A 26,220-nucleotide genomic window follows, 5' to 3' on the forward strand; every position below is an offset into this window, starting at 1 on the left:
ACGTTCGGTTGGACTGAACGCGTGTGACATTCGGCCACAAGGGTGTCAGTCCTGCTGCGCCTTCGCCTGCGCGGCGGTGGTCGCGGGATGCACGGCGATCAGGCCCAGGCCCGCCCGCCGGCGGCACAGCGACGCCAGTTCGTCGTACACGGCCTTGCCGAGCAGTTCGGTGAGTTCCGGGGCGTACGACTGCCACACCGGCCGGGTGCCGACGTGCGCGTCGGGGGAGCCCGAGCAGTACCACTCCAGGTCCTCGCCGCCCTCGCCCCAGCCGCGGCGGTCGTACTCGGTGATCGTGGTCTCGAGGATCTGCTCGCCGTCGGGGCGGTCCACCCACTCCTGCGTCCGACGGATCGGCAGCTGCCAGCACACCTCGGGCTTCACCTCGAGCGGCTCGATGCCCTTGCGCAGCGCCATCTGGTGCAGTGCGCACCCGATGCCGCCGGGGTGTCCGGGCCGGTTGAGGAAGATGCATGCGCCCTTGTACTTGCGGGTGCGCAGCGCGGGCTCGTCCTCGAGATCGTCCTCCTCGAGGTACCCCTTCTTCCCGAGGCCCTTCTCCATGAGCTGCCAGTCGTCCGGTGTGAGCATTTTCACCGCGTTGTCGAGCTTCTCGCGGTCCTCCTCGTCGGACAGGAAAGCGCCGTGCGAGCAGCAGCCGTCGTCGGGCCGGTCGGGGACCGTGCCCTGGCATGCGGGGGTGCCGAACACGCAGGTCCAGCGGGAAAGAAGCCACGTCATGTCGGCTTTGATGGTGTGCTCGGCGTTCTCCGGATCGACGAACTGCACCCACTCGCGGGGGAAATCGAGATCTACTTCCGGCGCGGGAGCCAACTTGTGGGACCTGTCGGTGCTGCCTGCTGTCACAGTGCCCGACGGTAGACCCAGTACCGTAACCGTGTGCGCCTTGGGGTACTCGACGTCGGAAGCAACACCGTCCACCTGCTCGTGGTGGACGCACATCGTGGTGGGCACCCCACCCCGATGAGTTCAACGAAAGCCGCTCTACGGCTTGCCGAGAACACGGACGACCGCGGGGACATCACCTCGTTCGGGGCCGACCGGTTGGTCGAGACGGTGAACGACTTCGCGGGTATCGCCAGGTCGTCGGGCTGTGGCGAGCTGATGGCCTTCGCGACGTCCGCCGTCCGGGACGCCAACAACTCCGACGCCGTCCTCGCCCGCGTGCGCACCGAGACCGGCGTGAACCTCGAGGTCCTCTCGGGCGTCGACGAGGCCCGGCTGACCTTCCTCGCGGTGCGCCGCTGGTACGGCTGGAGCGCCGGACGCATCCTCAACCTCGACATCGGCGGCGGCTCGCTCGAGCTGACCTGCGGCGGCGACGAGGACCCCGACGTCGCCTTCTCGCTGCAACTCGGCGCCGGCCGCCTCACCCGGGACTGGCTGCAGGAGGACCCGCCCGGCAAGCGCCGCGTCGCCGTCCTGCGGGACTGGCTCGACGCCGAACTGGCCGCCCCCGCCAAGCAACTGCGCGCCTCGGGCGGCGCGGACCTGTGCGTCGGCACCTCCAAGACCTTCCGATCCCTCGCCCGGCTCACCGGCGCCGCACCCTCCGGTGCAGGTCCGCGCGTCAAGCGCACCCTCACCGCGAGCGGGCTGCGACAGCTGATCGCGTTCATTTCGCGGATGACGGCGGCGGACCGTGCAGAATTGGAGGGCGTGAGCTCCGACCGTTCCCAGCAGATCGTGGCCGGGGCTCTCGTTGCGGAGGCCAGCATGCGCGCGCTGGGGATCGACACTCTCGAGATTTGCCCGTGGGCACTGCGTGAGGGTCTGATTCTTCGCAAGCTCGATACGGATATGGGTGGAGAACTGGTGGTGAGCGCTCGATGACTGAGCCCGAAGGCGACAGCCAAGCAATCTCGGTTGCAGAACTGCTGGCCCGTAACGGCCAGCGCGTCGGTGCCGGTGGCGGCGGCCGACGTCGTCGCGGTGTCAAGGGCGGCATCTCCGTCGCCGAACTGACCGGCGAGTTCCAGGCCGTCCGCGCCGCGACATCGGAGACGCCCGAGAGCGAAAGCGAGACCGAGGCCGAGGCGCCGGTCTCCGAGGCTCCCGCTGAGGCTCCTGCCGTCGAGGCGCCCGCCGCCGAAGCAAAGCCCGCCCCGACGCCGGACGTCGATGCCACGGCCGCGTTCTCGCTCGCCGACGCCGATGCTGCCGACAAGGCGGACGCGGAAGAGGTCACCGCCCCGAAGCCGGTCGACGCGAAGCCGGCCGCCCCGAAGCCGGTCGACGCGAAGCCTGCCGCCGAGAAGCCGGCGCCGAAGGCCGACGTGAAGCCGGTCGACGCGAAGCCGGTTGACGCGAAGCCGGTTGACGCGAAGCCGGTCGACGACGCCCCGACCCTGATCACCCGAGCCGTCGAGGCCGACGACCGCAAGGCCGCCGACCGCACGTTCGACTCCGGCTGGCGGTCGGCGGCGACCACGGTTCTCGAGCCGGTCCCGGCCAAGTCCCTCGCGCACAGCGTGGAGCCGGAGCCGCGGCTGCTGTCGGGCCAGAGCGTCGCAGGCGATCTGCTCCGACGGGACGGCGATGCGGCGCCGGCTCAGGACGACTTCGTCGCGGCGGACGCCGATCTCGACGACGAGAGCCCCGCGGACCCCGAGGACCTGCCCGACGAGCCGAGCGCCGCGAAGCAGTGGGCGGTACTGCTGGGACAGGGTGCGGTCGCGGTCGTCGCGGGTGCGTTGATGTTCAAGGGCTTCGAGAAGCTGTGGGACATGCTGCCGATGGTGGCCCTGATCCTCGCGGTCCTGGTGATCGTCGGGCTGGTGGCGATGGTTCGGATCCTGCGCCGTACCGACGACATCACGAGCCTGGTCATCGCCGTCGTCGCGGGTGTGTTCGTCACACTCGGGCCCCTGGCCTTCCTGCTCAGCACGAGCTGACCGGACCGGGCGGAGCGGATCGTGGGGAGGGCGCGCATGTCGGATCGGAAGGTCCTCGTCGGGCTGTCCACGGCCTCCGTCTACCCGGAGAACACCGAGGCGGCGTTTCGCTATGCCGCCGAGGTCGGCTACGACGGCGTCGAGCTGATGGTGTGGGCCGAGTCCGTCAGTCAGGACATCTCCGCCGTCAAGCGTCTGGTCCGCAAGTACGCGGTGCCCGTGCAGGCCGTCCACGTGCCGTGCCTGCTGATCTCCCAGCGGGTGTGGGGAGCCGACCCCGTCGCGAAGCTGGATCGGTCGGTGGAGGCCGCGGAGGCGCTGGGCGCGTCGAATGTCGTGGTGCATCCGCCGTTCCGCTGGCAGCGCCGGTACGCCGACGGGTTCGCCGAGCAGGTCGAGCGGCTCGAGGATAAGACCGGCGCGATCGTGGCGGTGGAGAACATGTTCCCGATGCGTGCGGACAGCTTCTTCGGCGGCAAGGAGAAGAGCGCGGAGCGCCTGCGCAAGCGCGGCGGCCCGGGGGCGGCGCTGTCCGCCTTCAGCCCGTCGTACGACCCCACCGACTCCGGCTACCGGCACTACACGCTCGACCTCTCGCACACCGCGACCGCCGGCATGGACGCCCTCGAACTGGCCGACCGGATGGGCAGCGGTCTCTCGCACCTGCACCTCGCCGACGGTCGCGGCGCCTCGGTCGACGAACACCTCATCCCCGGTCACGGCAGCCAGCCGTGCGTCGAGGTGTTCCGCCATCTGCGCGACAGCGGATTCGCCGGTCAGGTCGTCGTCGAGATCAACACGCAGAACGCCCGGACCCGGCCGGAGCGGGCATCGATGCTCGGCCAGGCCCTCAGCTTCGCGCGCGAGAATCTGCGCTGACGGTCGCCGGCCGGTCTACAGCGCGGACACGCCCGCGCTGATCACCGCGATCCCCGAGATCACCAGGCCCGCCACCAGGCAGGCCGCGCCGAGCCAGATCGAGGCGACCATCGGACCGGGCTTCTCCGGATCCGTGCCGAGCACCGACAGGAAGAACCCGGCCGGGATGAGGATCGCGGCGACGAGCACCGCGATCGCGCCGGCCGCGGCCCAGCCGGGACTCGCGTCGACGACCGCGGTGAGGGTGGCCAGCAGGATGCCGAGTGTGACCAGCACGCCCGCGTGGGCGTGACCGGCGCGGAAGAAACTCTTCTGCAGGGCGTTGGCGCCCTGGTGCCCGGTGAGGATGCGGAGCAGGAACGCGCCGCCGGACGCGATGCCCACCACCGTGAGCACGGTGACGCCGACGACGATCGTGAGAACGGGATCCATCATGGGGAGCTCCTCGGGGTGCGGTAGGCTCGATCCCAGATTGGATAGTTCAACTATCCAATCTGGTTTCATGGTCGACCCGGTGTGGCCGGGTGTCAAGCAGGAGAGGTTCGACGTGCGGGTGTCCGAACTGGTCGCGGTCAGCGGCGTGCCCCTCGCGACCGTCAAGTACTACCTGCGTGAGGGGCTGCTCATGCCCGGCGCGGCGAGCAGTGCGACGCAGGCCGAATACGGCGAGCAGCACGTGCGGCGTCTCGCGCTCGTCAAGGCGCTCGCCGGCGTCGGACTGCCGCTCGGCAAGATCCGCGCGATCGTCGGACTCGTCGACAACCCCGCCGACACCGTGTTCGAGACCATCGGCCGGGCGCTCGCCGCGCTGCCGCCGTATGCCGCTGAAGCAGAGGATCGGGCCGGTGACTATCCGCGTGCCCGCGCCGTGCTCGAACGACTGGGGCAGGTGTACCAACCAGCGTACCCCGTTGTCGCGCAACTGGAACGGGCGCTCGCCGCGGCCGAGGATGTCGGCATCCCGATGACCGACGAGCGGCTCGACGCGTACGCGCGCCACGTCCGCGGCATCGCCGAGATCGACCTGGATCTCATGCCCACCGACTCCGCCGAGTCCGCGATCGAGTACGCGGTCCTCGGAACCGCGATCTACGAACCCGTGCTGGCCGCGTTGCGCAGGCTCGCCCACCAGGACATCGGTGCCGCGCGCTTCGCGGGCCGCACCTTCGACGATTTCGACACACCCGACAGACAGGACCAGCCGTGACCACTCACCCGTTCCGGGACCTCACCACTGTCACCCCGAGCGGCAGCGGCCGGTACTCGGCCCACATCGACCCGATCTGGACCATCGGGCCCAAGGTGCACGGCGGCTGCATGATGGCCGTCTGCGCGGCCGCGGCCCGGGCCGAGCTGAGCGGGACGGCGCCATCGGACATGCCCGTCGATCCGGCCGTCCAGTCGCTCGCCGTGAGCGCCAACTATCTCGCCGCGCCCGATCCCGGCGACGTCGACATCGTCGCGACCGTCCGCAAGCGGGGCCGTCAGGTCTCGCTCGTCGACGTCGAGCTGTCCCAGAACGGCCGCCCGGCCGTGCACGCCGCGGTCACGCTCGGCGTCCCCGACGCGGGGGAACCGCACTACGCCCAGGAGCAGGCGCTCGCGCAGCTGCCCGTCGAACCGCCCGCGGAGGCGCACGCACTCGTCGCCGACCATCCGATGGCGCAGATCGTGCACGTCTCGCAGGGCTGCGATCTCCGGGTCGACGGCACGTCGGCGCACTTCCTGAGCGGCAAGCAGGGCGAACCCCAGGTGCGGATGTGGGCGCGGCCGTGGGCCGCCGACGAGGAGGACGCGGCCACCGCAGCGCTGTTCGCGATCATGACCGGCGACATCTGCGCGCCCGTCACGATGAACCGCGGCATCTTCGGCTGGGCGCCCACCGTCCAGCTGACGACGTATCTGCGGCGCCGTCCCGCGCCGGGCTGGCTCCGCGTCATGGCGAGCTCGACGGTGCTGGGGGACACGTGGTTCGAGGAGGACCACACCGTGCTCGACTCGACCGGCGCGGTCGTCGTGCAGAGCCGCCAGCTCGCGATGATTCCCCGGTAGGCGCCCCGGCTCCCGTGCGCCTTTTCGGTAGTTCCGACTGCCGAAAATGTGCACGGGCACGCAGTGCCTAAGCTGTCGGCATGACGAGAATTGCGGTGATCGGTGGCGGCAAGATCGGCGAGGCGCTGGTCTCTGGGCTGTTGCAGGGTGGTCACGCGACGCGGGACCTGGTTGTCGCCGAGCAGTACGAGGCGCGGGCCGAGGAACTGGCTGCGACCTACTCGATCCGGGTGACGACCCCCGCGGACGCGGCCGAGGGCGCCGACGTCATCGTCGTCGCGGTCAAGCCCACCGACGTCGACTCGGTCCTCGCCGCGCTGTCCAAGGTCGACCTGGACGGCGAGCGGGAGCAGATCATCGTCTCCCTGGCCGCGGGAATCCCGACGGCCCGCTACGAGTCGAAGCTTCCGGCCGGCTTCCCGGTGGTGCGGGTCATGCCGAACACCCCGATGCTCGTCGGGCAGGGCGCGAGCGTCATCGCTCCCGGACGGCACGTCAAGGCCGAGCACCTCGACCTGGTTCGTGGAATCCTCGCGACCGTCGGCACCGTCACCACGGTGCCGGAGTCGCAGATCGACGCGGTGACCGCGGTGTCCGGTTCCGGACCGGCGTACTTCTTCCTCGTCGCCGAGGCCATGATCGACGCCGGCGTCTCGCTCGGGCTGACCCGCGCGACGGCCAGCGAGCTGGCGGTGCAGACGATGGTCGGCTCGGCGGCGATGCTCGCCGAGTCGGGGGAGAGCGCGACCGATCTGCGGGCCGCGGTCACGTCCCCGGGCGGCACCACTGCCGCCGCGGTGCGCGCCCTGGAACGCTGCGGGATCCGGACCGCGTTCTACGAGGGCCTCGCCGCGGCCCGCGACCGGTCGGCCGAACTGGGCGTCGCACCCGAGTAGTTCTCGGTCGGGCCGGCGCGACGAGCGTCGGCCCGACACGGGCGGGAGTTCGCCCATATCGCGCGAAATGGCCTGCGCGAGTTCTACCGTTGCGCCGTGGACACTCAGAAGCACGAGGCGTCGCCTCGTATCACCGGACGCAGCCTCTCCTATGTGGCCTTCGCGGTGGTGGTGGTCGCCTACCTGGCGATCATCCAGTTCGGCGGCCGCCTGATCTCCGGTCTGGCCGACGAGAGCGACGCCTTGACCACCCGCGGGGTGGTCTTCACGATGGTGATTCCACTCGGGATCGCCCTCGCCTTCACATACGGCGTCGTCGCGGCCCTCGGCTGGTGGCGTCCGGTCATGAAGGACGATCGGCCGGTCAACCGTTGGGTGTGGGCCGTGCCCGTGATCCTTCTGATCGCGATCCTGCTGGGGATCAACTACAGCGCACTGTCCGAGAAGGGGTGGCTGTTCGTCCTCGCCCTGCTCGTCGCCACCCAGTTCGTCGGGTGGGGCGAGGAGTGCATGTTCCGCGGCATCGGCGTGACGGTCCTGCGGAACCACGGCCTCCGCGAAGGTCAGGTCGCGCTGTGGTCCAGCCTCATCTTCGGGCTGGTCCACCTGTCCAACGTCTTCGGGCACGGCGGAGTGTCGGCGATCCCGCAGGCCGTCATCGTCAGCCTCGCGGGCTACTTCTTCTACCTCACGCGCCGCGTCTCGGGTAGCAATGCGCTCAACTCCGTGATGCACGGACTCTTCGACTTCGCCCTGCTGAGCGGCGTCGCCGTCCTCGTCGACCAGACGTTCTACCTCGGCACCATGGCGCCCATCCTGGCCTACCCGATCCTCGCGATCATCCTGCTGGTCAGACGGCACCACATCGAGCCGTCCGGGCGCGCGGACGGCGCCCCGGTCGCCGCACGTGGCTAGGCGGCAGCGCTCGGCTTCCCCGTAATTGTCGATCTTGTTTGCAACACCCGTCGCATCAATCCCTCTGGTCCCGCTAAGCTCGTGTCAGCACGTGCGTGTCTGGTCCGCCGGAGGGGAAGCCGGCGGCGCGACACGTGCCGGAGGTAATTGAAGAGATGGGATCCATCGACAAACCTGACAGGTCCCCCAAGGGACAACAGGAAGGGCAGCCCGGTCTGGTCGGGACGCAGTTCCTCACGGTCGCCGAGGTCGCGGCTTTGATGAGGGTCTCGAAGATGACCGTGTACCGCCTGGTGCACAGCGGCGAACTGCCCGCGGTCCGCGTGGGACGGTCGTTCCGCGTCCACGCGAAAGCCGTGCACGAATATCTGCAGACCTCGTATTTCGACGCCGGCTGACCCGTCGGAGTCGAAAAGGATGGGCCTCGGTTTTCGCCGAGCCGATCCGCCCCGGTACGATCGTTAGTCGTCGTACCAGCCAGCCGGTGTCGTCAGGCGCTGGGGTCGTGAAAGCGGCCATGGCAACGAGGCCTCAGCGCCAGAGGCAGACACAGGCGTACGTGACCGGCGTGCGCTGAACGCTAGAGAAGACTGTGAGGGACACCCACCATGGGTTCAGTGATCAAGAAGCGCCGCAAGCGTATGTCCAAGAAGAAGCACCGCAAGCTGCTCCGTCGCACGCGCGTCCAGCGTCGGAAGCTCGGTAAGTAAGAACTTGCTCACGGATGCCCGTCACCTCGCGGTGGCGGGCATCCGTGCGTTCGGGGCCGCGTATCCGGCCGGGCCGGGAGCCGTGTTGCCAGGGTGTAAAGGCTCGCGCGGAACCCTTGCCTCGCCCCCCGGATTCGTTAGGCTCCCCGGTGGGGCGAATGGACGGGGGTAGCGGTGAGTCCTGACGAGCGGGGTGTGCAGCCGCCACGGGTGGTCCTGGTGACCGGTGCGAGCCGGTTCCCGGGCGGGTTCCTGGTGTCGCGGCTGGTCCAGGACCCGGGAATCGAGCGCGTCGTCGCAGTCGACGCCGTCTCGCCCAGCAAGGACATGATGCGCCGGATGGGCCGCGCCGAGTTCGTCCGCGCCGACATTCGGAACCCCTTGATCGGCAAGGTGATCCGGGGCGCCGAGGTCGACACCGTGGTGCACGCGGCCACCGTCGCGCAGGCCCCCCGGTCGGGCAGTCGCGCGGCGATGAAGGACATGAACGTCATCGGCGCGATGCAGTTGTTCGCGATGTGCCAGAAATCGCCCAGCGTGCGCAAGGTGGTGCTGCGGTCCGCGTCGGCCGTGTACGGCGGTAGCCCCGCCGATCCCGCCAAGTTCACCGAGGAAATGGGCGCGCGGCGCCCACCGCGCGGCGCCTGGGCCCGGGACTGCATCGACATCGAGGGCTACGCGCGGGCGATGGGCCGACGCCGCCCCGACATCGCCGTGTCCATCCTGCGGCTCGCGCCCCTGATGGGCCCGCACCGGCACGGGTGGGTCGCGCGGTACCTGTCGTCCCCGATCGTGCCGAGCATCCTCGGTCGTGACGCCCGCATGCAGTTGCTCCACGAGGAGGACGCGCTCACGGCGCTGCATCGCGCCACGGTCGCCGGGCCCACCGGCACCTTCAACGTGGCCGGCGACGGGATCGTGATGATGTCGCAGGCCGTGCGCCGGGCCGGACGCGTCGAGGTTCCGATGCCGTTCTCACTGTTCCGCAGCGCCGGCCGGGCCCTGATGGGGTCGCAGATGCGCTCCTTCACGCACGAGCAGCTCGACTACTTCCACTTCGGGTGCGGGCTCGACACCACCCGGATGCGCGCCGAACTGGGATTCGAGCCGCGCTGGACGACCGTCGAGGCCCTCGACGACTTCGTGCGGGGCACGGGGCTGACCCCGGTGATCCGGCCTGAGTGGGTCGATCGCGTCGAGGCGACCGCGCTCGGCCTCGTCGGAGCGGATGGCCGCCGCGGGTGACGGCTCGGTGCAGCGGGAGAGCAGTGGGGTCGGATCGAAGGGGGTTGTGGTGAACGAGGTGGCGAAGGTGATCCCGTTGCATGCGGACGCGCGCGCTCGGTCGACGCGTGACCGGGCGACGGACCGACGCACGTCCCGACCCGCGGCCGATACCAGCACGCTCCACGACCCGCACGGGACGGACGGGGCCGGGAACGGATCGCCGGCGGACGACGCGTCCGGCAGCGGACTGCGGGCCCGGGTCGCCGGTCAGGTGGCCGGCGCCGCCGGGTTCGTGCGACGAAGGCTGTCCGGCGACTACGAGGTGGACGAGTTCGGGTACGACCCGCACTTCGCCGACGGCGTCTTCCTGCCCGCACTGCGTCCGCTGTTCGAGAAGTGGTTCCGGGTCGAGGTCCGCGGCGTGGAGAACATCCCCGCCGACGGGGGCGCGCTCGTCGTCGCCAACCACGCCGGGGTGGTGCCGATCGACGCGCTCATGACCTCGGTCGCGGTGCACGACCACCACCCGCAGCAGCGCGCGCTGCGGATGCTCGCGGCCGACCTGGCGTTCGAGATGCCGGTCGTCGGCAACATCGCACGCAAGGCCGGGCACACGCTCGCGTGCCATCCCGACGCCGAGCGGCTACTCCGCGGCGGTGAGGTGGCCGCGGTGTTCCCCGAGGGTTTCAAGGGCATCGGCAAGCCCTTCTCCGAGCGGTACAAGCTGCAACGGTTCGGCCGGGGCGGATTCGTCTCCGCCGCGATGCGGGCCGGCGCGCCGATCATCCCGTGCTCGATCGTCGGATCCGAGGAGATCTACCCGAAGATCGGCGACATCGCCCCGCTGGCCCGACTGCTGAACATGCCGTACTTCCCGGTGACCCCGCTGTTCCCGCACCTGGGTCCGCTCGGTCTCGTGCCGCTGCCGTCCAAGTGGTACATCGAGTTCGGGACGCCGATCCCCACCGACACCTACGACGCCGCCGAGGCCGACGATCCGATGGTGCTGTTCGAGGTCACCGACCACGTCCGCGAGATCATCCAGCAGACGCTCTACCGGCTGCTGGCGCAGCGCCGCAACGTCTTCATGGGCTGACGGCCGGACCCGGAAGCGGCCCGATCGGCGGCCAGTTGCGCCAGCAGGGCGCGGTCGCGGCGTCGGCTGAGGATGGCCCCCACGGCGCCGCCGACGGCGCCGAGCAGCAGCGCGGTGGGCACGCCGATCTTGGCGGCCTTGCGCCCGGTACGGAAGTCGCGGACGTCCCAGCCCCGGGTCTTGGCGAGTTCCCGTAGATCGGCGTCGGGGTTGACGGCGACTGCGGTCCCGACCAGCGACAGCATCGGGACGTCGTTGTAGCTGTCCGAGTACGCGGTGCAGCGCTTGAGGTTGAGGCCCTCGCGCACCGCGAGCGTGCGGACCGCGTGGGCCTTGCCGAGCCCGTGCAGGATGTCGCCGACGAGTCGGCCGGTGAAGACGCCGTCCTCGCTCTCGGCGACCGTGCCCAGCGCGCCGGTCAGGCCGAGGCGCTTGGCGATCACCTGCGCCAGTTCGACGGGGGTGGCGGTCACGAGCCACACCTGCTGGCCCGCGTCGAGGTGCATCTGCGCGAGGGCCCGGGTGCCGGCCCAGATCTTGTCGGCGATGACCTCGTCGTAGATCTCCTCGCCGAGGCGGGCGAGTTCGGCGGTGGACCGGCCGGCGACGAACGACAGCGCCTTCTCCCGGCCCTCCGCGACGTCGTCGCTGTTCTCCTTGCCGGTGATGCGGAACTTGACCTGCTTCCACGCGAAGTCGACCAGGTCGGAGGTCTTGAGGTACTTGCGGGCGGCGAGACCGCGCGCGAAGTGGATGATCGACGCGCCCTGCACCATCGTGTTGTCGACGTCGAAGAACGCGGCGGCGGTCAGATCCCGTGGGACGGCGGGCTCGGCCGGGGGTTCGACGATCTCGGGGACTTCGAGGCCCGGTTCGGTGTCGGGCTCGGCGGCCTCCAGTGCGGCCGCCGCCTCGGCTGCCTCGGCCTCCTGGATCGCGAGTGCGGCGTCGGCGCTCGCCTCGCCGGCAAGGTTCGCCCGCAACTCGGCCTCGCTCGGCCCCAGCAGGTTACGGATCCTGCGGCGGCCCGGGCGCAGAATCCCGGACAGACCCACACCGAATTTCGCGCCGTTCGGCAGTGATCGTCCAGGCACTCGCACCTCCCGTGTCGAAGACAGCTCCGGCTCACCTCTGGCTCACCCTAGCCCGCGCGTCGGCGCCGATCCCGCTGGATGGTCCAGCGGTCCACGGCGTGTGATGTTCGTCTCGAAACGGAACGGTCCGGAACCCCCGGGGGTGGGGCGCTCCCGAACCCCGCCGCGAGCCTCGAGGAACACTGGGGCGCATGGATCAGTCGCGACACCGGATCACTCTGCTCACTCGCGCCGGTTGCGGCGCCTGTCTCCCGGCGCGCGAGCTTCTCGATGCGATCTGCAGCGAGTTCGAATTGGAACTGACCTGCGTGGACGTCGACGAGGTCGCGGCCGAGAACCCCGATCTGCGTGCCGAGTACGGGGACCGCTTGCCGGTCGTCCTCCTCGACGGCAAGGAGCACAGCTACTGGGAGGTCGACGAGGACCGGTTGCGCGCGGACCTCACGGCGGGCTGATTCCGGGCCTCGGGCACCGCTCGCATCGTCGAGTGGGAAGGGTCACGCCGGACCATCGGGTTCGGTCGCTTTGCAGGTGAGAGCACGTGTGAGGGCGGTCGAGCAACTTTGTGCATGGCTTCACAAGCGGTTACCGTGGTGTGAACAAACGCCCCGGACCTTCGTGTGAAGGCCGGGGTACACGGCCGACCGGACGAGGAACCATCGACGTGAGTGAACAGCACCAGACGCAGGGGACAGTGGCCCGCGGCGTCTCCGGGGCTGCTCCGTCCGCTTCTCGGCGTGGAACGCCTCCCGCTGCGCAGCACCGGGACATTCCCCAGGCTACGGTGACGCGTCTCGCGACGTACCTGCGGGTCCTCGGACTACTCGCGGACGAGGGCGCCATCATCGTCTCCAGCGAGGAACTCGCCACCGCGTCCGGCGTCGGATCGGCCAAGCTGCGCAAGGACCTCTCGTTCCTGGGCCCCAACGGTGTTCGCGGTGTCGGCTACGACGTCACCCGGCTGCGGGCCCGCATCGAATCCGCACTCGGGCTCGACCGGGGCCACCGCGTGGTGCTCGTGGGTGTCGGCAACCTGGGGCGGGCCCTGGCCGGCTACGGCGGGTTCGACCGCCGCGGATTCTCGATGGTGGGCCTGTTCGACCGCGACCCCGCACTGGTCGGCGCCGACATCGGCGGCCTCACGGTTCGCGACGTCGCCGAACTGGCCGACGCGTGCCGCGAACTCGACGCCACGATCGGCGTCATCGCGACCCCGGACACCGCCGCGCAGGACGTCTGCGATCAGCTCGTCGGCGCCGGACTGCGCTGCATTCTCAGCTTCTCCCCGCTCACGCTGGAGATCCCCGACCACGTCGAGATGCGCCGGGTGGACCTCGCGATGGAGATGCAGGTGCTCTCCTTCAACCTGGCGCGCAACGAGGAACAGTCTCCCCAGCAGGCCTCCGCCGCATCCGTGGCGGTTGGCGCTTCGACCAGAAACGGATCGGTGATCAGGCCGTGAGTGTGCTTCTCGTCGGGATCTCGCACCGCAGTGCTCCCGTCTCGGTCCTCGAGCGGATCGCGGTGACCGATACCGACCGCCCGAAGCTGACGGACAAGATGCTCGCCTCGGCGCACATCTCCGAGGCGATGATCGTCTCGACGTGCAACCGCATCGAGATCTACGCCGTCGTCGACGCGTTCCACGGCGCACTCACCGAGATCGGCGAACTGCTCTCCGCGCATTCCGGGCTCGACCTCACCGAACTGCACAAGCACGCGTACGTCCGGTACAGCGAGGCCGCCGCCGAGCACCTGTTCGCGGTCGCCAGCGGCCTCGACTCGATGGTCATCGGCGAGCAGCAGATCCTCGGCCAGATCCGCGCCGCGTACGCGGCCTCCGACTCGCAGCAGGCGGCCGGCCGCGCGCTGCACGAACTGGCGCAGCAGGCACTGCGGGTCGGCAAGCGAGTCCACTCCGAGACCGGCATCGACGCCGCCGGTGCCTCCGTGGTGTCCGTCGCCCTCGACCGCGCCGCCGGGATCCTCGGTGACGGCGGACTGGTCGGCCGCACCGCCGTCGTCGTCGGCGCCGGCGCGATGGGCAGCCTGTCGGTCGCGCACCTCACCCGCGCCGGGATCGGCCGCATCCTCGTCGTCAACCGCACCCGCGAACGCGCCGAGCACCTCGCGGCCACCGCGGTGGGCAACGGCGTCGACGCGGCCGCCATGAGCTTCGACGACCTGTCCGACGCGATGGCGCAGTCCGACGTCCTCGTCACCTGTACCGGCGCGGTCGGTTCCGTCGTCACGCTCGCCGACACGCACCGGGCCCTGGCAACCCCGGGACGCGAGCCGAACCGTCCGCTGGTGATCTGCGACCTGGGTCTGCCCCGCGACGTGGAGCCGGCCGTCGCCGGACTGCCCGAGGTGGTCGTCCTCGACATGGCTGCGCTGCAACGGGATCCGTCTGCCGGTGCCGCCGCGTCCGACGCCGAAGCCGCCCGCGCGATCGTCGCCTCCGAACTCTCCCAGTACCTGGCCTCGCAGCGTCTCGCCGAGGTCACCCCGACCGTCACCGCGCTGCGTCAGCGCGCGGCCGAGGTCGTCGAGGCCGAACTGCTGCGCTTGGACTCGCGCCTGCCCGGGCTCGAGGACCCACAGCGCGACGAGGTGGCGCGCACCGTCCGCCGCGTCGTCGACAAGCTGCTGCACGCGCCGACGGTGCGGGTCAAACAGCTCGCGTCCACTCCGGGCGGCGACACGTACGCCGCGGCGCTGCGGGAGCTGTTCGAACTGCGCCCCGGATCGGCGGAGGCGGTTGCCGCGCCGATCGATCTGGACGATTTCACCACCGGACCCGACATCACAGGAAAGGATGCGCAGGCATGAGCACCGATGCGGCCGCGTCGCCGGCCACCGACCTGAACGTCGGCCCGGACACCCGCACCCTGCGGATCGGCACGCGAGGCAGTCTGCTCGCGACGACCCAGGCCGGCCATGTGCGCGACGCGCTGATCGCCGCCGGGCACCCCGCCGAGCTGGTGATCATCAAGACCAAGGGTGACGTCACCCCCGGACCGGTGCAGCGCATCGGCGTCGGCGTGTTCGTCGCCGAGCTGCGCGAGGCACTGGTCGCCGGCGAGGTGGACGTCGCGGTCCACTCCTACAAGGACCTGCCCACCGAGCAGCCCCACGACCTGACGATCGCCGCGGTCCCGCCGCGCGAGGATCCGCGCGACGCGCTCGTCGCCCGGGACGGCCTCGTGCTCGGCGAACTGCCGCCGGGATCGCGGATCGGCACGTCGGCGCCCCGTCGGCGCGCTCAGCTGCGGGCGCTCGGGCTGGGTCTCGAGATCGAGCCGCTGCGCGGCAACGTCGACACGCGGCTCGGCAAGGTCGCGTCCGGTGAGCTCGACGCGATCGTGATCGCGCGCGCCGGCCTGTCCCGCATCGGTCGCGCCGGCGAGATCACCGAGACGCTCGACCCCGTCCAGATGCTGCCCGCGCCGTCGCAGGGTGCCCTGGCCGTCGAGTGCCGCTCCGACAACCCGGAGCTCATCGCGGTCCTCGGTGAGCTCGAAGATCACGCGACCCGCGCCGCGGTGGTGGCCGAGCGCGCCCTGCTCGCCGAGCTCGAGGCGGGCTGCACCGCCCCGGTGGGCGCGATCGCCGAGGTCGTCGAGTCGCTCGACGACGACGGCAGAGTTTTCGAGGAACTGTCGGTCCGCGGCTGTGCCGCCGCGATCGACGGCTCCGATGTGATTCGGGCGTCCGCTGTGGGGTCGCCCGAGCGTGCCGACGAGTTGGGGCGTGCGGTTGCACGGGAACTCCTCGACCTGGGTGCACGCGATCTGATGACGATTGCCGAGGACGGTGATGCCGATGCTTGACCTGCTCGGCCGTCCGAGGCCTGATTTCACGCTTTCTACTACCTATCGACATGAGACCGCACTGGAGAACTACCGATGAGCCGAGTCCGTAAGAACAGCCCCGGACGGATCCTCTTTGTGGGATCGGGACCCGGTGATCCGGCGCTGCTCACCGTCCGCGCCCACGACGTGCTCGCGTCGGCCGCGCTGGCGTTCACCGACCCCGATGTGGACAAGGGCGTGACGGCCCTCGTCGGCACCGCACTCGGCCGCGACCCGGAGACCGATCTGCCGATCGCCGAGGTCCGTCCCGCGCTGGGCGAGCCCGCCGAGGTCGCCAAGACCCTCGTCGCCGAGGCCAAGAACGGCCACGACGTGGTCCGTCTCGTCTCGGGCGACCCGCTGACCACCGACTCGGTGATCGCGGAGGTCTCGGCCGTCGCCCGCACCCAGGTGGTGTTCGAGGTGCTGCCGGGCCTGCCGTCCGGATCCGCGGTCCCCAGCTACGCCGGTATGGCGCTGGGCTCGGGTCACACCGAGGCCGACGTCCGCAGCGAGGTGGACTGGGCCGCGCTGGCCGCCGCACCGGGTCCGCTGGTGCTGCACGCCACGTCCGCGCACCTGGCCGAGACGGCGAGCGCGCTCGTCGAACACGGCCTGGCACCGCAGACCCCGGCCGCGATCACCGTCCGCGGCACCACCCGTCAGCAGCGCACCGTCGAGGCCACCCTCGCGACGCTCAACGACGCCGGTTCCGAGCTGGTCGGCCCGCTGATCATCACGGTCGGCAAGGTCGTCTCGCAGCGCAACAAGATGTCGTGGTGGGAGTCGCGCGCCCTGTACGGCTGGACCGTCCTGGTGCCGCGCACCAAGGAGCAGGCCGCCGACATGAGCGACCGTCTCGTCACGCACGGCGCCATCCCGATCGAGGTGCCGACCATCGCGGTCGAGCCGCCGCGCAGCCCCGCGCAGATGGAGCGTTCGGTCAAGGGTCTGGTCGACGGCCGCTACCAGTGGGTGGTGTTCACCTCGACCAACGCGGTGCGCGCGGTGTGGGAGAAGTTCGAGGCGTTCGGTCTGGACGCCCGCGCCTTCTCCGGCGTCAAGATCGCGTGCGTCGGTGAGGCCACCGCCGAGAAGGTGCGTTCGTTCGGCATCACCCCCGAGCTGGTGCCGTCGGGCGAGCAGTCCAGCGAGGGCCTGCTGGCCGACTTCCCGCCGTACGACGAGGTGTTCGACCCGGTCAACCGCGTCCTGCTGCCTCGCGCCGACATCGCCACCGAGACCCTCGCCGAGGGCCTGCGCGAGCGCGGCTGGGAGATCGACGACGTCACCGCGTACCGCACCGTCCGGGCGGCGCCGCCGCCGGCCGAGACCCGCGAGATGATCAAGACGGGTGGCTTCGACGCCGTGTGCTTCACGTCGTCGTCGACCGTGCGCAACCTGGTCGGCATCGCCGGCAAGCCGCACGCCCGCACGATCGTCGCGTGCATCGGTCCGAAGACGGCGGAGACCGCGATCGAGTTCGGTCTGCGCGTCGACGTCCAGCCGGAGACGGCGCAGATGGGACCGCTGGTGGAGGCGCTCGCCGAGCACGCGGCCCGACTGCGCGCCGAGGGTGCGCTGCCGCCTCCGCGTAAGAAGTCCCGCGCCCGCCGCTGACCCCACCCTCGGGAGAACCGTGTTTCCAGTTCACCGTCCCCGTCGTCTGCGCGGTACTCCCGCGCTGCGCCGTTTGGTAGCCGAGACGTCGCTCGAACCGCGTCATCTCGTGCTACCGATGTTCGTCGCCGACGGCATCGACGAGCCGCGTCCGATCTCGTCGATGCCCGGCGTCGTCCAGCACACGCTGGACTCGCTGCGGAAGGCGGCGACCGACGCGGTCGCGGCCGGCGTGGGCGGGCTCATGCTGTTCGGCGTGCCGCGCGAGGAGGACAAGGACCCGGACGGATCGGGTGCCACCGATCCGGACGGCGTCCTCAACCGCGGCCTGGCCGCGCTGAGGGCCGAACTGGGTGACGCGACAGTCCTGATGGCGGACACGTGCCTCGACGAGTTCACCTCGCACGGGCACTGCGGTGTGCTGACCGCCGACGGCCGGGTCGACAACGACGCGACCCTGGCCCGCTACGTGGACATGGCGGTCGCGCAGGCCGACGCCGGCGCTCACCTGCTCGGACCGAGCGGGATGATGGACGGCCAGGTCGCCGCGATCCGCAAGGGTCTCGACGCCGCCGGCCACACCGACGTCGGGCAGTTGGCGTACTCGGCGAAGTACGCGTCGGCGTTCTACGGACCGTTCCGCGAGGCCGTCGGCTCGTCACTCGAGGGCGACCGCCGCACCTACCAGCAGGATCCGGCGAACCGCCGCGAGTCGCTGCTCGAGGTGGATCTGGATCTCGCCGAGGGTGCCGACCTGGTGATGGTCAAGCCCGCGATGTCGTACCTGGACGTGTTGCGTGAGGTCGCCGACCGGTCGACGGTGCCGGTGGCCGCGTACCAGATCTCGGGTGAGTACGCGATGATCACCGCGGCTGCACAGAACGGCTGGATCGACCGTGACGCGGCCGTCCTCGAGTCTCTGCTGAGCATCCGCCGTGCCGGTGCCGACATCGTGCTGACCTACTGGGCCGCCGAGGCCGCGGGGTGGCTGGCATGACCGGACAGTGGCCGCCGCCGCAGCAGCCGGGTCAGCCCGACCAGTGGCCTGGTACCCCGCAATACCCGTCGGGTCCGCCCCAGTACCCGGGGCAGCCGCAGGGTCAGTACCCGATGCCGCCGGTCCAGCCGGAGAAGCGTCCGGTGCCGGCCGACGTCCTGACTGCATTCCAGCTGTGGTTCGTCGTCGCGGCGTTGGGTGTCGTGTATCTCGTCGCGGCGCTGCTGTTCGTCCACAGCGACCGGGCGTCGTTCGTCGACCAGCTGATGGACGAGTTCACCAAACAGCAGATCGATCCGCTGCCCACACGGGCGGAGGTCGACCAGCTCCTGACGCTCGGCCTCGTCGCCACCGGCGTGATCCTCACCCTCGTGCTCGGCGGGTTGACGATCCTGTTCGCCTTCAAGATGCGCAAGGGCAAGAACTGGGCGCGCATCCTGCTCACCATGGCCGGCGTGTTCACGGTGTTCTCCGCCCTGCCGACGGTGTTCGGGGCGGGGCCGGGAAGCGGCACCGCCGCACTGCTGATGGGCGGTGCGGGCATCCTGCAGGCGGTCGCCGCGATCGGTGCAATCGTGCTGATGCACCGCAAGGAATCGAACGCGTACTTCCTGAACCTGCCGCCGGCGCCTCCCAGCCGCTGACCGGTTCTTCCGATTCGGCCTTCCCGACCGCGCGCTGTAGTGTGAATCGAGTCACATGAACAGCGTGTTCGGTCAGGCTCAGGGGGTTGGCATGCGCGTCGAACATCGGACCGGTGGGCGACGAGAACTGGTGTGGATCGGGTTGATCGCACTGTTCGGGATCGCCACGCTGCTGCTGTTGATCCTGCCGGGCATCCTCGCTGCGTGACGTCCGCAACCGCGCTCGAGACCTCTGTGATGCGCCCGCAGACGCGGTGCCGCAGGATGTGGTCGTGAGCGAACGTTCCCCGCGTCCGGTGTCGGTCGCCTACTGGATCTGGGTGCTGTGCGCCGCCGTCATGGTGCTGTTCGGTCTGCTCGCGGCGACGACGTCCGCCGACGCGATCCGCGGCAATCTCGGTTCCGATGCCGACGCCTTCGTGTGGTTGCTGCGCGTGATCGGCGTCGTGTCCGTCGTGTTCGGGGTCGTGATCGGATTCCTGGCCGCGCCGGTGCGCGCAGGGGACCGGCGGCTGAGGGCGGTCGTCGCGGTTCTGTGCGGCGTGTTCGCGCTGGCCGTCGTCGCGATGGTGGTGATCGGCGTCCTCGCACCGGTGCTGCTGGCGCTCCCGGTGCTACTGACGGTGGCGAGTGTGCTGGTCTATCGGGAGGGCGCGCGTGACTGGTTCGAGCAGAATGCCTGAATCGGACGGAGTGCCAGAGTCGGACGGGGTGCCTGAGTCGGACGGCGGCGACGGGCAGGCGCCGCTGTTCCTCGAGGAGGGTGCTCGCTGGCGGACGGTCGCGTACGGCCCCGTCTTCTGCGTGATCGCGCTCGTGATCGAACTGGTGACCGGACCGGTGGTGCACTGGTTCGCCCTGACACTGTTCGCGGCGATCCTGGCCGGCATCGTCTCGGTGCAGGTGGCCGCGGCGCGGCGGCACGTGAGCGTGCTGTTGACCGCCTCGTTGCTGCGCCAGGGGGCCGAGGAGGTGCCGCTCGGCGAGATCGACGAGGTGCTGCCGGAGGCCGATCCGTACGCGGACGAACCACAACCGTGGGAGAGCGCGCGCACTCTCGGTGAACTGTCCGGGGTGCCGCGTCGGCGGACGGGCATCGGCCTGCGCCTGCGGGACGGCAGCCTCGCGCAGGCGTGGGCGCGTGACGACGAGGGCCTGCGGGACGCGCTGACCGCGGCGGTCGCGGATGCGAAGGGTGTGGCGTCGTGAACCGGTCGGTGCTGGTGCCGGTCGGCGAGGTGGTCGCCGCCGTCGCACTGCTGGCCGCCGCGGTGTGGTGCTGGACGCGCGGTGTGACCGACGACGAGTTCGCGCCGATCGTGCCGGGTGCGCCGTCCTTCGTGTCCGCCGACTATTCGGGTCCGTGGATCGCGGCGGCGTTCGCCGCGGTGCTCGTGTCCGGTCTGTTGGCGCTCGACGCCAACCGTCGACGCCGCCGCTCCAGTACCCGTAGGGGGTATCATGAATGACATGAACGGATACAGCCCGCAGCAGGAAGACCTGCTCAAGCGCCTGCGGCGCATCGAGGGCCAGGTGCAGGGTATTTCGCGGATGATCGCGGACGACCGCTACTGCATCGACGTCCTCACCCAGGTGTCGGCGGCCACGTCGGCACTGCAGTCGGTGTCACTCAAGCTGCTCGAGGCGCACCTCGCGGGTTGCGTGGTCGAGGCCGCGAAGAAGGGTGGCCCGGAGGCGGACGCCAAGGTCAAGGAAGCGTCCGACGCGATCGCGCGCCTGGTGCGATCCTGAGTCCGGTGCGATCCTGAACGGAAGGAGGCCCACGATGGAGCACACCTACCTCGTCAAGGGCATGACCTGCCAGCACTGCGCGGCCGCGGTCACCGAGGAGATCAGCGAGCTGTCCGGTGTCACGGGGGTCGACGTGGACGTCGAGTCCGGCCGGGTCGTCGTGCACAGCGATGCCCTGCTGGACACCATCGCCGTCGCTGCCGCGGTCACCGAGGCGGGATACGAACTGGTCCCGTAGTGACCACCACCGCGCCGCGCACCGTCGAACTCGATGTCGGCGGCATGACATGTGCGTCGTGCGCGGCCCGGATCGAGCGCAAACTCGGCAAACTCGACGGCGTCACCGCCACGGTCAACTACGCCACAGAGCAGGCGCACGTCGAATACCCCGACGCCATGCCGGTGCAGGACCTCATCGACGTAGTCGAGAAGACCGGCTACACGGCCGTCGTCGCGGCGCCGGAGGAACCCGCCGAGGCGGAGGGGACGCGGGACCGGCTCGGGGCCAGGCTCGCGGTGGCGACCGTCGCGTCGGTCCCGGTGGTGCTGGTGTCGATGATCCCGCCGCTGCAGTTCGACTACTGGCAGTGGATCGCTTTCGCCCTCACCACGATCGTCGTGTTCTGGTGCGGCTACCCGTTCCACCGCGCCGCGGCCGTCACCGCCCGGCACGGGATGGCGACGATGGACACCCTCGTCTCGCTCGGCACGCTCGCCGCGTACGGGTGGTCGCTGTGGGCGCTGGTGTTCGGTACCGCCGGCCACATCGGGATGACGCACGAGTTCACGTTCCGGCCGGGCGCGCACGATCCGTCCGGGCAGATCTATCTCGAGGTCGCCGCCGGTGTCACCACGTTCCTGCTCGCCGGTAGGTACGCGGAGTCGCGGGCCAAACGCCGATCCGGCGCCGCGCTGCGGGCGCTGCTCGAGGTGGGCGCCAAGGACGTCTCGGTGCTGCGGGACGGCACCGAACAGCGGATCCCGGTGTCGGCGTTGCGGGTCGGCGACGAGTTCGTGGTGCGTCCCGGCGAGAAGATCGCGACCGACGGGACGGTCGTCCGGGGCAGCTCGGCCGTCGACACGTCGATGCTCACGGGCGAGTCCGTGCCGGTCGAGATGGGCGAGGACGACGCCGTCGTCGGCGGCACGCTCAACACCGACGGCCTGCTCACCGTGCGGGCTCGACGCGTCGGATCCGACACCCAACTGGCGCACATCGCGAAACTCGTGACCGAGGCGCAGAGCGGCAAGGCCCACGCCCAGCGCCTCGCGGACCGGGTGTCGGCGGTGTTCGTGCCGGTGGTCCTGGTGATCGCCGCGGTGACCCTCGCGGTGTGGCTGCTGCTGGGGCACGAGGCGACGGAGGCGTTCACGGCCGCGGTCGCCGTCCTGATCGTCGCGTGCCCGTGCGCCCTGGGGCTCGCGACACCGACGGCGCTGCTGGTCGGGACCGGGCGCGGCGCCCAGCTGGGCATCCTCATCAAGGGGCCCGAGGTGCTCGAGCAGACCCGCCGGATCGAGACGGTGGTGCTCGACAAGACCGGCACCGTCACCACCGGCCGGATGGAGTTCGAGGACGTCGTCGCGGCGCCGGGGGAGGACCGCGACCGGGTGCTGGCGCTGGCCGCGGCCGTCGAATCCGGGTCGGAGCACCCGGTGGCGCAGGCGATCGCGCGTGCCGTCCCGCAGCCGCTGCCGGTGACCGGGTTCGTGAACCGGCCCGGCATCGGCGTCGAGGGCGTCGTGGACGGACACGAGGTCCGTGTCGGCCGTGCGCAGGGCGAGGTCCCGTCCGAGGTGCGGGGCCTGCTCCCGGACGGCAGGACGTCGGTGATCGTGTCGTGGGACGGCCGGGTGCGGGGTGCACTGGTCGTCGCCGACGCCGTGAAGCCCAGCAGCGCCGAGGCGATCCGCGAGATCCGCGACCTCGGCATGACCCCGGTTCTGCTCACCGGCGATTCCGAGGCCGTCGCCACCGCGGTCGCGCGTGACGTCGGCATCGACCGGGTGATCGCGGAGGTGCTGCCCGACCAGAAGGCCGCGACGATCGCGCGGCTGCGCGAGGACGGTGCCGTCGCGATGGTCGGCGACGGCGTCAACGACGCCGCAGCGCTCGCCACCGCCGACGTCGGCATCGCGATGGGCACGGGCACGGATGCGGCGATCGAGGCGAGCGACCTGACGCTCGTGCGCGGCGACCTGCGATCGGTGCCCGACGCGATCCGGTTGTCGCGGCGCACCCTCGCCACCATCGAGGGCAACCTGTTCTGGGCGTTCGCCTACAACGTCGCGGCGATCCCGCTGGCCGCGACCGGTCTGCTCAATCCGATGATCGCGGGTCTGGCGATGGCGCTGTCGTCGCTGTTCGTCGTCGGGAACAGCCTGCGACTGCGTCGCTTCCACTGATCGAGGGCAGGGGCGCCGACGTCACAGGTATGGATCTCGGTGATCGTGGGTAAGTACGGCGTGCAGGGTTCCGTGTCGTTGCACTCGGCCGGGACCGCAGTCGTCGTCCGTTCGGGAGGTTGCCGCCGATGAGCTCGGCAAGAACACGGGTCGTTGCCGGAAGCCGCGAGTTCGCGTGGTCCGAGGGTTCGAGGGAGGGCGAGGATCAGGTGTCCTCGCCGGGATGGGTACTGGGCGTGGCCGCCTCGATGGTGCCCGGAGCGGTGACGATGCTGCTGGGGCGCTCCGTGCTCGAAGCCGTCACCGTCGTCGCGCTCACCGCCCTCGTCGTGGCGGCCTCGGCGTTGTTGCTTCCGTCCCGCTGATCTTCCTTCGTCGTGGATCAGTCTGTTGTGCAACGTATTACATGGACCCAGGTGGTGTGGAACAGTTGCCCGGCGGAACTTCCCGAGCGGTGCAAGACTCGTAGTCATGAACAGGAACAGGATCGCCTCCGCAATCATGATCGCCGCTGCCACAGTCGCTTTCGCGACGGCGTGCAGCAGTGACGACAACGACTCGACCGATGCGTCGGTCACGGCGTCCGCCACGACGACGGCTTCGTCGGCGTCAGACGACCTCGGAGACAAGGCTTCCGAGATGGCGTCCTCGGCGTCGAGTGCTGCGTCCAGCGTGGCAGCCGCGGCCGGCGACGCCGTGGACAGCGCCAAGCAGGCCGCGTTCGTCGCGGCCTTCCGCGCCTCGTACTCGGATCTGGCGACCGACCGCGACGACGATTCGATCGAGGCCATCACCGAGGACACGTGCGCGCTGCGTGAAAAGGGCGCGAGCGACGACGAATTGAAGGTGGCCGTCCAGGGCCTCGCCGCCAACGGCACGACGGTGCCGTCCGACGAGCAGGCGTCGCGAATCCTCGACATGGCGGTGGCCGCCTGTTCCTGACCGGCCACGGCTCGTCTGTCGGCTTCGGCACAACTCGTCGGTGGGTCCGCGTAGGGTGAGCGGCACATCACAAGCTGACAGGGGAGGGGTCGTTCGTGCGCCGGTCGACGCTCGGAGGAGGGGCTGCCGTAGTGGCAGCGATCATCGGAATCGGGACGGCGCCGACGGCGTGCGCGGAACCCGTCGCGCCCGCGCCGCCCCTTCAGGTCACCACGGTGATCGACGGCCTCGCGAAGCCGTGGGATGTCGTGGTCGCCCCCGACGGCGCGATCCTCACCGGTGAACGCGCCGGCCGTTTCGTCGTCAAGCGTCCCGGCGGCGGTGTCGGCGAGGTGACCGCGGACCTGTCGGATCTGTACGCCGAGGGCGAGACCGGGCTCATGGGCATCGCGCTCGCCTCGGATTTCGAGACCAGTCGCACGGTCTACACGTGCCAGGGGCACCGCGGATCGGGCAACGGTTCGCTCGGCTCGCTCGGAACAGGATCACTCGGGACCGGTTCGCTCGGTAGCGCGGCCGACGGCAACGACATCCGCGTCGTCTCGTGGACGGTGGACCCCGACTGGACGACGTTGACCCGCACCGGTGACGTCCTCACCGGGATCCCCACCGGCCAAGGCGGGCGCCACGGCGGTTGCCGGATCCTCGCGCACCCGGACGGCACCCTCTATGTCGGGACGGGTGACACGGCGAGCCCGAAGGTTCCTCAGGACCGGAACTCGCTGGGCGGCAAGGTGTTGCACGTCAACCGGGACGGTTCGCCCGCGGCGGGTAACCCGTTCCCGAACAGCCCGGTCTTCACGCTCGGGCACCGCAACGTGCAGGGCCTGGCGTTGCAGCCGGGCAGCGGTCGGCTCTACGGCATCGAGCAGGGCACTCGCCGGGACGACGAGGTGAACCTGCTCGCGGCCGGCAACAACTACGGGTACCGCCCTGATCGTGCCCCGCTCGTCTATGACGAGAGCGTTCCGATGACCGACCCGGATCGTGTCCCCGGTGCGGTTGCGGCGGTGTGGAGTTCGGGTGCGCCGACCATCGCGACCCCGGGTGGCACGTTCGTCTCCGGGCCCGCGTGGGGTGAGTGGGACGGCGCGCTCGCGGTCACCGCCCAGCAGGGGCGCAAGATGTTGCTGCTGAAACTGTCCGACGACGGTACCGCCGTGACCGAGACGGAGTCGGTGCTCACCGATCAGGGACGCCTGCGCTCGGCCACCCGGATGCCCGACGGCAGCCTGCTGGTCACCACCGACAACGGATCGGGTGACAAGGTGCTCCGCGTCGCCCCCGCGGCATCGTAGGAGCAAGTCGTGTGTGCACCCGAGGTGATGACGCATGTCCACCGCACGATCGGTGAGACCGGGCCGAGGATGACCCGACGAGGGCTGCTCGGTGCCGCCGGCCTGGCGGCACTCGGCGGGGTGCTCGCTCCCAGGGTTGCTGCCGCCACTCCCGCGGCCCCGGCGATCTCGATCCAGGCCCGCTCGATCGTCGATCTCACCCACACGCTCACCGCCGATTTCCCGGTGTGGCCGGGCAGCGAGGCGTTTGCGATGGAGCCCGTCGTCGTGATCGACCCGAGTCCACTCGGGTCGATCACAGGATCACTGGGTGGATCCTCCGGACCGGCGCACGGCGAGTTCCTCGTCAATCGCGTCTCGTACTGCGAGCACGTCGGGACTCACGTCGACGCGCCGGCCCACAAGATCGCCGACGGCTGCACGGTCGAGGAGTTGCCGATCGAGGACTTCGTCGCACCCATCGTCGTCGTGGACATCTCGGACAGGGCCCGCGCCGATGCGGACGCTGTGCTCACGGTTGCCGATCTCGAGGCTTGGGAACGTGCGCACGGGCGACTACCCGCGCGGTCGGTGGTCGCGATGAACTCCGGGTGGGACGCGCACGTCGCGAACCCGAGTAAGTACGTGGGGTTGGACCTGACGGGGACTCCACACTCCCCGGGATTCGACCCCGACGCGGTCACGTTCCTCGTCGAGGAGCGCGACATCGTGGCGATCGGGGTGGACACACTGAGCCTGGACGCCGCGCGCAGTCGCACGTACGGCGCGCACGTCGCGGCCCTCGGCGCGGGTAAGTACGGCATCGAATCGCTCGCGAACCTGTCGGCGTTGCCGCCGGTGGGTGCCACCGTCGTGGTCGGGGCGCCCAAGCATCGCGGCGGGTCGGGTGGGCCGTGCCGGGTGTTGGCGTTCGTGGACTGACC

The 26,220-nt window shown here is 70.3% G+C and carries 31 protein-coding genes; 28 read left to right on the forward strand and 3 right to left on the reverse strand.

The window, feature by feature from the left end; genetic code table 11:
• Positions 1-45: 45 nt before the first annotated feature.
• The gene (locus tag LCL87_RS09750) at positions 46-834 is read right to left on the reverse strand and encodes a DUF3109 family protein (protein ID WP_225019267.1); all 789 of its coding nucleotides are present in this window, start codon (positions 832-834) and stop codon (positions 46-48) included.
• 66 nt (positions 835-900) lie between these two features.
• On the opposite strand from LCL87_RS09750, the gene LCL87_RS09755 reads away from it, so the two are divergent.
• From LCL87_RS09755 to LCL87_RS09765, 3 genes are read left to right on the forward strand one after another with little or no spacing between them, the layout of a single operon-like run.
• Positions 901-1,854 (forward strand): Ppx/GppA phosphatase family protein, encoded by a 954-nt coding sequence (locus LCL87_RS09755; protein ID WP_225019086.1) that lies wholly within the window; start codon positions 901-903, stop codon positions 1,852-1,854.
• Complete coding sequence (locus tag LCL87_RS09760) at positions 1,851-2,915, forward strand: Rv0497 family membrane protein (RefSeq protein ID WP_225019088.1); 1,065 nt, start codon at positions 1,851-1,853, stop codon at positions 2,913-2,915. Before LCL87_RS09755 ends, LCL87_RS09760 begins: the two co-directional genes overlap by 4 nt.
• A gap of 36 nt (positions 2,916-2,951) precedes the next feature.
• On the forward strand, positions 2,952-3,794 hold the full coding sequence (locus LCL87_RS09765; protein ID WP_225019090.1) for a sugar phosphate isomerase/epimerase family protein: 843 nt from the start codon (positions 2,952-2,954) through the stop codon (positions 3,792-3,794).
• A gap of 15 nt (positions 3,795-3,809) precedes the next feature.
• Here the strand turns inward: LCL87_RS09765 and LCL87_RS09770 are convergent, their stop codons facing one another.
• Positions 3,810-4,226 carry a hypothetical protein gene (locus tag LCL87_RS09770; protein ID WP_225019269.1) on the reverse strand — a complete coding sequence of 139 codons (417 nt, stop codon included), beginning with the start codon at positions 4,224-4,226 and terminating at the stop codon, positions 3,810-3,812.
• Between the two features lie 115 nt (positions 4,227-4,341).
• Between LCL87_RS09770 and LCL87_RS09775 the strand changes: the two genes are divergently transcribed.
• From LCL87_RS09775 to LCL87_RS09810, 8 genes are all read left to right on the forward strand, one after another.
• Complete coding sequence (locus tag LCL87_RS09775) at positions 4,342-5,001, forward strand: MerR family transcriptional regulator (protein WP_225019271.1); 660 nt, start codon at positions 4,342-4,344, stop codon at positions 4,999-5,001.
• Complete coding sequence (locus LCL87_RS09780; RefSeq protein WP_225019092.1) at positions 4,998-5,846, forward strand: thioesterase family protein; 849 nt, start codon at positions 4,998-5,000, stop codon at positions 5,844-5,846. Before LCL87_RS09775 ends, LCL87_RS09780 begins: the two co-directional genes overlap by 4 nt.
• A gap of 80 nt (positions 5,847-5,926) precedes the next feature.
• On the forward strand, positions 5,927-6,742 hold the full coding sequence (gene proC, locus LCL87_RS09785) for a pyrroline-5-carboxylate reductase (protein ID WP_225019094.1): 816 nt from the start codon (positions 5,927-5,929) through the stop codon (positions 6,740-6,742).
• 96 nt (positions 6,743-6,838) lie between these two features.
• Complete coding sequence (locus LCL87_RS09790) at positions 6,839-7,657, forward strand: CPBP family intramembrane glutamic endopeptidase (protein WP_225019096.1); 819 nt, start codon at positions 6,839-6,841, stop codon at positions 7,655-7,657.
• Between the two features lie 155 nt (positions 7,658-7,812).
• On the forward strand, positions 7,813-8,055 hold the full coding sequence (locus tag LCL87_RS09795) for a helix-turn-helix domain-containing protein (protein ID WP_225019098.1): 243 nt from the start codon (positions 7,813-7,815) through the stop codon (positions 8,053-8,055).
• 210 nt (positions 8,056-8,265) lie between these two features.
• Positions 8,266-8,367 carry a 30S ribosomal protein bS22 gene (locus tag LCL87_RS09800; protein WP_003402602.1) on the forward strand — a complete coding sequence of 34 codons (102 nt, stop codon included), beginning with the start codon at positions 8,266-8,268 and terminating at the stop codon, positions 8,365-8,367.
• A gap of 195 nt (positions 8,368-8,562) precedes the next feature.
• On the forward strand, positions 8,563-9,612 hold the full coding sequence (locus tag LCL87_RS09805) for an NAD-dependent epimerase/dehydratase family protein (RefSeq protein WP_510850730.1): 1,050 nt from the start codon (positions 8,563-8,565) through the stop codon (positions 9,610-9,612).
• 49 nt (positions 9,613-9,661) lie between these two features.
• Entirely contained in the window at positions 9,662-10,690 is a 1,029-nt protein-coding gene (locus LCL87_RS09810; RefSeq protein ID WP_225019103.1) for a lysophospholipid acyltransferase family protein, read from the forward strand.
• On the opposite strand, the gene LCL87_RS09815 is transcribed toward LCL87_RS09810, so the two are convergent.
• Complete coding sequence (locus LCL87_RS09815) at positions 10,648-11,784, reverse strand: HAD family hydrolase (protein ID WP_225019105.1); 1,137 nt, start codon at positions 11,782-11,784, stop codon at positions 10,648-10,650. The two genes, LCL87_RS09810 and LCL87_RS09815, sit on opposite strands and share 43 nt — an antisense overlap.
• Before the next feature lie 191 nt (positions 11,785-11,975).
• Here LCL87_RS09815 and LCL87_RS09820 point away from each other — a divergent pair, with 191 nt between their 5' ends.
• The 17 genes from LCL87_RS09820 to LCL87_RS09900 all read left to right on the forward strand — a co-directional run bounded on the left by LCL87_RS09820 (position 11,976) and on the right by LCL87_RS09900 (position 26,218).
• A complete protein-coding gene (locus LCL87_RS09820; RefSeq protein ID WP_225019107.1) occupies positions 11,976-12,239 on the forward strand; it encodes a glutaredoxin family protein in 264 nt (87 codons plus the stop codon).
• A 209-nt stretch (positions 12,240-12,448) separates the two neighbouring features.
• Positions 12,449-13,246, forward strand: a complete 798-nt coding sequence (locus LCL87_RS09825) for a redox-sensing transcriptional repressor Rex (RefSeq protein ID WP_225019109.1) — start codon at positions 12,449-12,451, stop codon at positions 13,244-13,246.
• Positions 13,243-14,616, forward strand: coding sequence for a glutamyl-tRNA reductase (locus tag LCL87_RS09830; protein WP_225019111.1), 1,374 nt, complete (start codon positions 13,243-13,245; stop codon positions 14,614-14,616). Before LCL87_RS09825 ends, LCL87_RS09830 begins: the two co-directional genes overlap by 4 nt.
• Entirely contained in the window at positions 14,613-15,617 is a 1,005-nt protein-coding gene (gene hemC / locus LCL87_RS09835) for a hydroxymethylbilane synthase (RefSeq protein ID WP_225019113.1), read from the forward strand. Before LCL87_RS09830 ends, hemC begins: the two co-directional genes overlap by 4 nt.
• Before the next feature lie 75 nt (positions 15,618-15,692).
• The gene (locus LCL87_RS09840) at positions 15,693-17,258 is read left to right on the forward strand and encodes a bifunctional uroporphyrinogen-III C-methyltransferase/uroporphyrinogen-III synthase (protein ID WP_225019115.1); all 1,566 of its coding nucleotides are present in this window, start codon (positions 15,693-15,695) and stop codon (positions 17,256-17,258) included.
• A 19-nt stretch (positions 17,259-17,277) separates the two neighbouring features.
• Positions 17,278-18,255 (forward strand): porphobilinogen synthase, encoded by a 978-nt coding sequence (gene hemB / locus LCL87_RS09845; protein WP_225019117.1) that lies wholly within the window; start codon positions 17,278-17,280, stop codon positions 18,253-18,255.
• The gene (locus LCL87_RS09850; RefSeq protein ID WP_225019119.1) at positions 18,252-18,899 is read left to right on the forward strand and encodes a hypothetical protein; all 648 of its coding nucleotides are present in this window, start codon (positions 18,252-18,254) and stop codon (positions 18,897-18,899) included. Before hemB ends, LCL87_RS09850 begins: the two co-directional genes overlap by 4 nt.
• A gap of 272 nt (positions 18,900-19,171) precedes the next feature.
• On the forward strand, positions 19,172-19,582 hold the full coding sequence (locus LCL87_RS09855; RefSeq protein WP_225019121.1) for a hypothetical protein: 411 nt from the start codon (positions 19,172-19,174) through the stop codon (positions 19,580-19,582).
• The gene (gene mce1N, locus LCL87_RS09860; protein ID WP_237691939.1) at positions 19,575-20,108 is read left to right on the forward strand and encodes a transport-regulating membrane protein Mce1N; all 534 of its coding nucleotides are present in this window, start codon (positions 19,575-19,577) and stop codon (positions 20,106-20,108) included. Before LCL87_RS09855 ends, mce1N begins: the two co-directional genes overlap by 8 nt.
• A complete protein-coding gene (locus LCL87_RS09865; protein WP_225019124.1) occupies positions 20,105-20,368 on the forward strand; it encodes a hypothetical protein in 264 nt (87 codons plus the stop codon). Before mce1N ends, LCL87_RS09865 begins: the two co-directional genes overlap by 4 nt.
• A gap of 1 nt (position 20,369) precedes the next feature.
• Positions 20,370-20,651, forward strand: coding sequence for a metal-sensitive transcriptional regulator (locus LCL87_RS09870; RefSeq protein WP_013416995.1), 282 nt, complete (start codon positions 20,370-20,372; stop codon positions 20,649-20,651).
• Between the two features lie 34 nt (positions 20,652-20,685).
• Positions 20,686-20,889 carry a heavy-metal-associated domain-containing protein gene (locus LCL87_RS09875; protein WP_225019126.1) on the forward strand — a complete coding sequence of 68 codons (204 nt, stop codon included), beginning with the start codon at positions 20,686-20,688 and terminating at the stop codon, positions 20,887-20,889.
• Entirely contained in the window at positions 20,889-23,057 is a 2,169-nt protein-coding gene (locus tag LCL87_RS09880) for a heavy metal translocating P-type ATPase (protein WP_510850731.1), read from the forward strand. Before LCL87_RS09875 ends, LCL87_RS09880 begins: the two co-directional genes overlap by 1 nt.
• A 128-nt stretch (positions 23,058-23,185) precedes the next feature.
• Positions 23,186-23,422 (forward strand): hypothetical protein, encoded by a 237-nt coding sequence (locus LCL87_RS09885; RefSeq protein ID WP_225019128.1) that lies wholly within the window; start codon positions 23,186-23,188, stop codon positions 23,420-23,422.
• A 106-nt stretch (positions 23,423-23,528) separates the two neighbouring features.
• The gene (locus tag LCL87_RS09890) at positions 23,529-23,999 is read left to right on the forward strand and encodes a hypothetical protein (RefSeq protein ID WP_225019130.1); all 471 of its coding nucleotides are present in this window, start codon (positions 23,529-23,531) and stop codon (positions 23,997-23,999) included.
• A gap of 131 nt (positions 24,000-24,130) precedes the next feature.
• The gene (locus tag LCL87_RS09895) at positions 24,131-25,297 is read left to right on the forward strand and encodes a PQQ-dependent sugar dehydrogenase (protein ID WP_510850732.1); all 1,167 of its coding nucleotides are present in this window, start codon (positions 24,131-24,133) and stop codon (positions 25,295-25,297) included.
• Between the two features lie 9 nt (positions 25,298-25,306).
• Complete coding sequence (locus tag LCL87_RS09900) at positions 25,307-26,218, forward strand: cyclase family protein (RefSeq protein WP_225019132.1); 912 nt, start codon at positions 25,307-25,309, stop codon at positions 26,216-26,218.
• Positions 26,219-26,220 lie beyond the last annotated feature (2 nt).

It is taken from the genome of Prescottella equi, from assembly GCF_020171745.1.
In the GTDB taxonomy this organism is placed as follows: domain Bacteria; phylum Actinomycetota; class Actinomycetes; order Mycobacteriales; family Mycobacteriaceae; genus Prescottella; species Prescottella equi_A.

What these genes read in the sequence shown, in the direction of transcription:
- LCL87_RS09760 (WP_225019088.1), top strand. Translation starts at nt 1,851, where the DNA reads ATGACTGAGCCCGAAGGCGACAGCCAAGCAATCTCGGTTGCAGAACTG.
- LCL87_RS09765 (WP_225019090.1), top strand. Translation starts at nt 2,952, where the DNA reads ATGTCGGATCGGAAGGTCCTCGTCGGGCTGTCCACGGCCTCCGTCTAC.
- LCL87_RS09770 (WP_225019269.1), bottom strand. Translation starts at nt 4,226, where the DNA reads ATGGATCCCGTTCTCACGATCGTCGTCGGCGTCACCGTGCTCACGGTG.
- proC (WP_225019094.1), top strand. Translation starts at nt 5,927, where the DNA reads ATGACGAGAATTGCGGTGATCGGTGGCGGCAAGATCGGCGAGGCGCTG.
- LCL87_RS09795 (WP_225019098.1), top strand. Translation starts at nt 7,813, where the DNA reads ATGGGATCCATCGACAAACCTGACAGGTCCCCCAAGGGACAACAGGAA.
- LCL87_RS09800 (WP_003402602.1), top strand. Translation starts at nt 8,266, where the DNA reads ATGGGTTCAGTGATCAAGAAGCGCCGCAAGCGTATGTCCAAGAAGAAG.
- LCL87_RS09820 (WP_225019107.1), top strand. Translation starts at nt 11,976, where the DNA reads ATGGATCAGTCGCGACACCGGATCACTCTGCTCACTCGCGCCGGTTGC.
- hemC (WP_225019113.1), top strand. Translation starts at nt 14,613, where the DNA reads ATGAGCACCGATGCGGCCGCGTCGCCGGCCACCGACCTGAACGTCGGC.
- LCL87_RS09840 (WP_225019115.1), top strand. Translation starts at nt 15,693, where the DNA reads ATGAGCCGAGTCCGTAAGAACAGCCCCGGACGGATCCTCTTTGTGGGA.
- LCL87_RS09850 (WP_225019119.1), top strand. Translation starts at nt 18,252, where the DNA reads ATGACCGGACAGTGGCCGCCGCCGCAGCAGCCGGGTCAGCCCGACCAG.
- mce1N (WP_237691939.1), top strand. Translation starts at nt 19,575, where the DNA reads ATGCCTGAATCGGACGGAGTGCCAGAGTCGGACGGGGTGCCTGAGTCG.
- LCL87_RS09870 (WP_013416995.1), top strand. Translation starts at nt 20,370, where the DNA reads ATGAACGGATACAGCCCGCAGCAGGAAGACCTGCTCAAGCGCCTGCGG.
- LCL87_RS09875 (WP_225019126.1), top strand. Translation starts at nt 20,686, where the DNA reads ATGGAGCACACCTACCTCGTCAAGGGCATGACCTGCCAGCACTGCGCG.
- LCL87_RS09885 (WP_225019128.1), top strand. Translation starts at nt 23,186, where the DNA reads ATGAGCTCGGCAAGAACACGGGTCGTTGCCGGAAGCCGCGAGTTCGCG.
- LCL87_RS09890 (WP_225019130.1), top strand. Translation starts at nt 23,529, where the DNA reads ATGAACAGGAACAGGATCGCCTCCGCAATCATGATCGCCGCTGCCACA.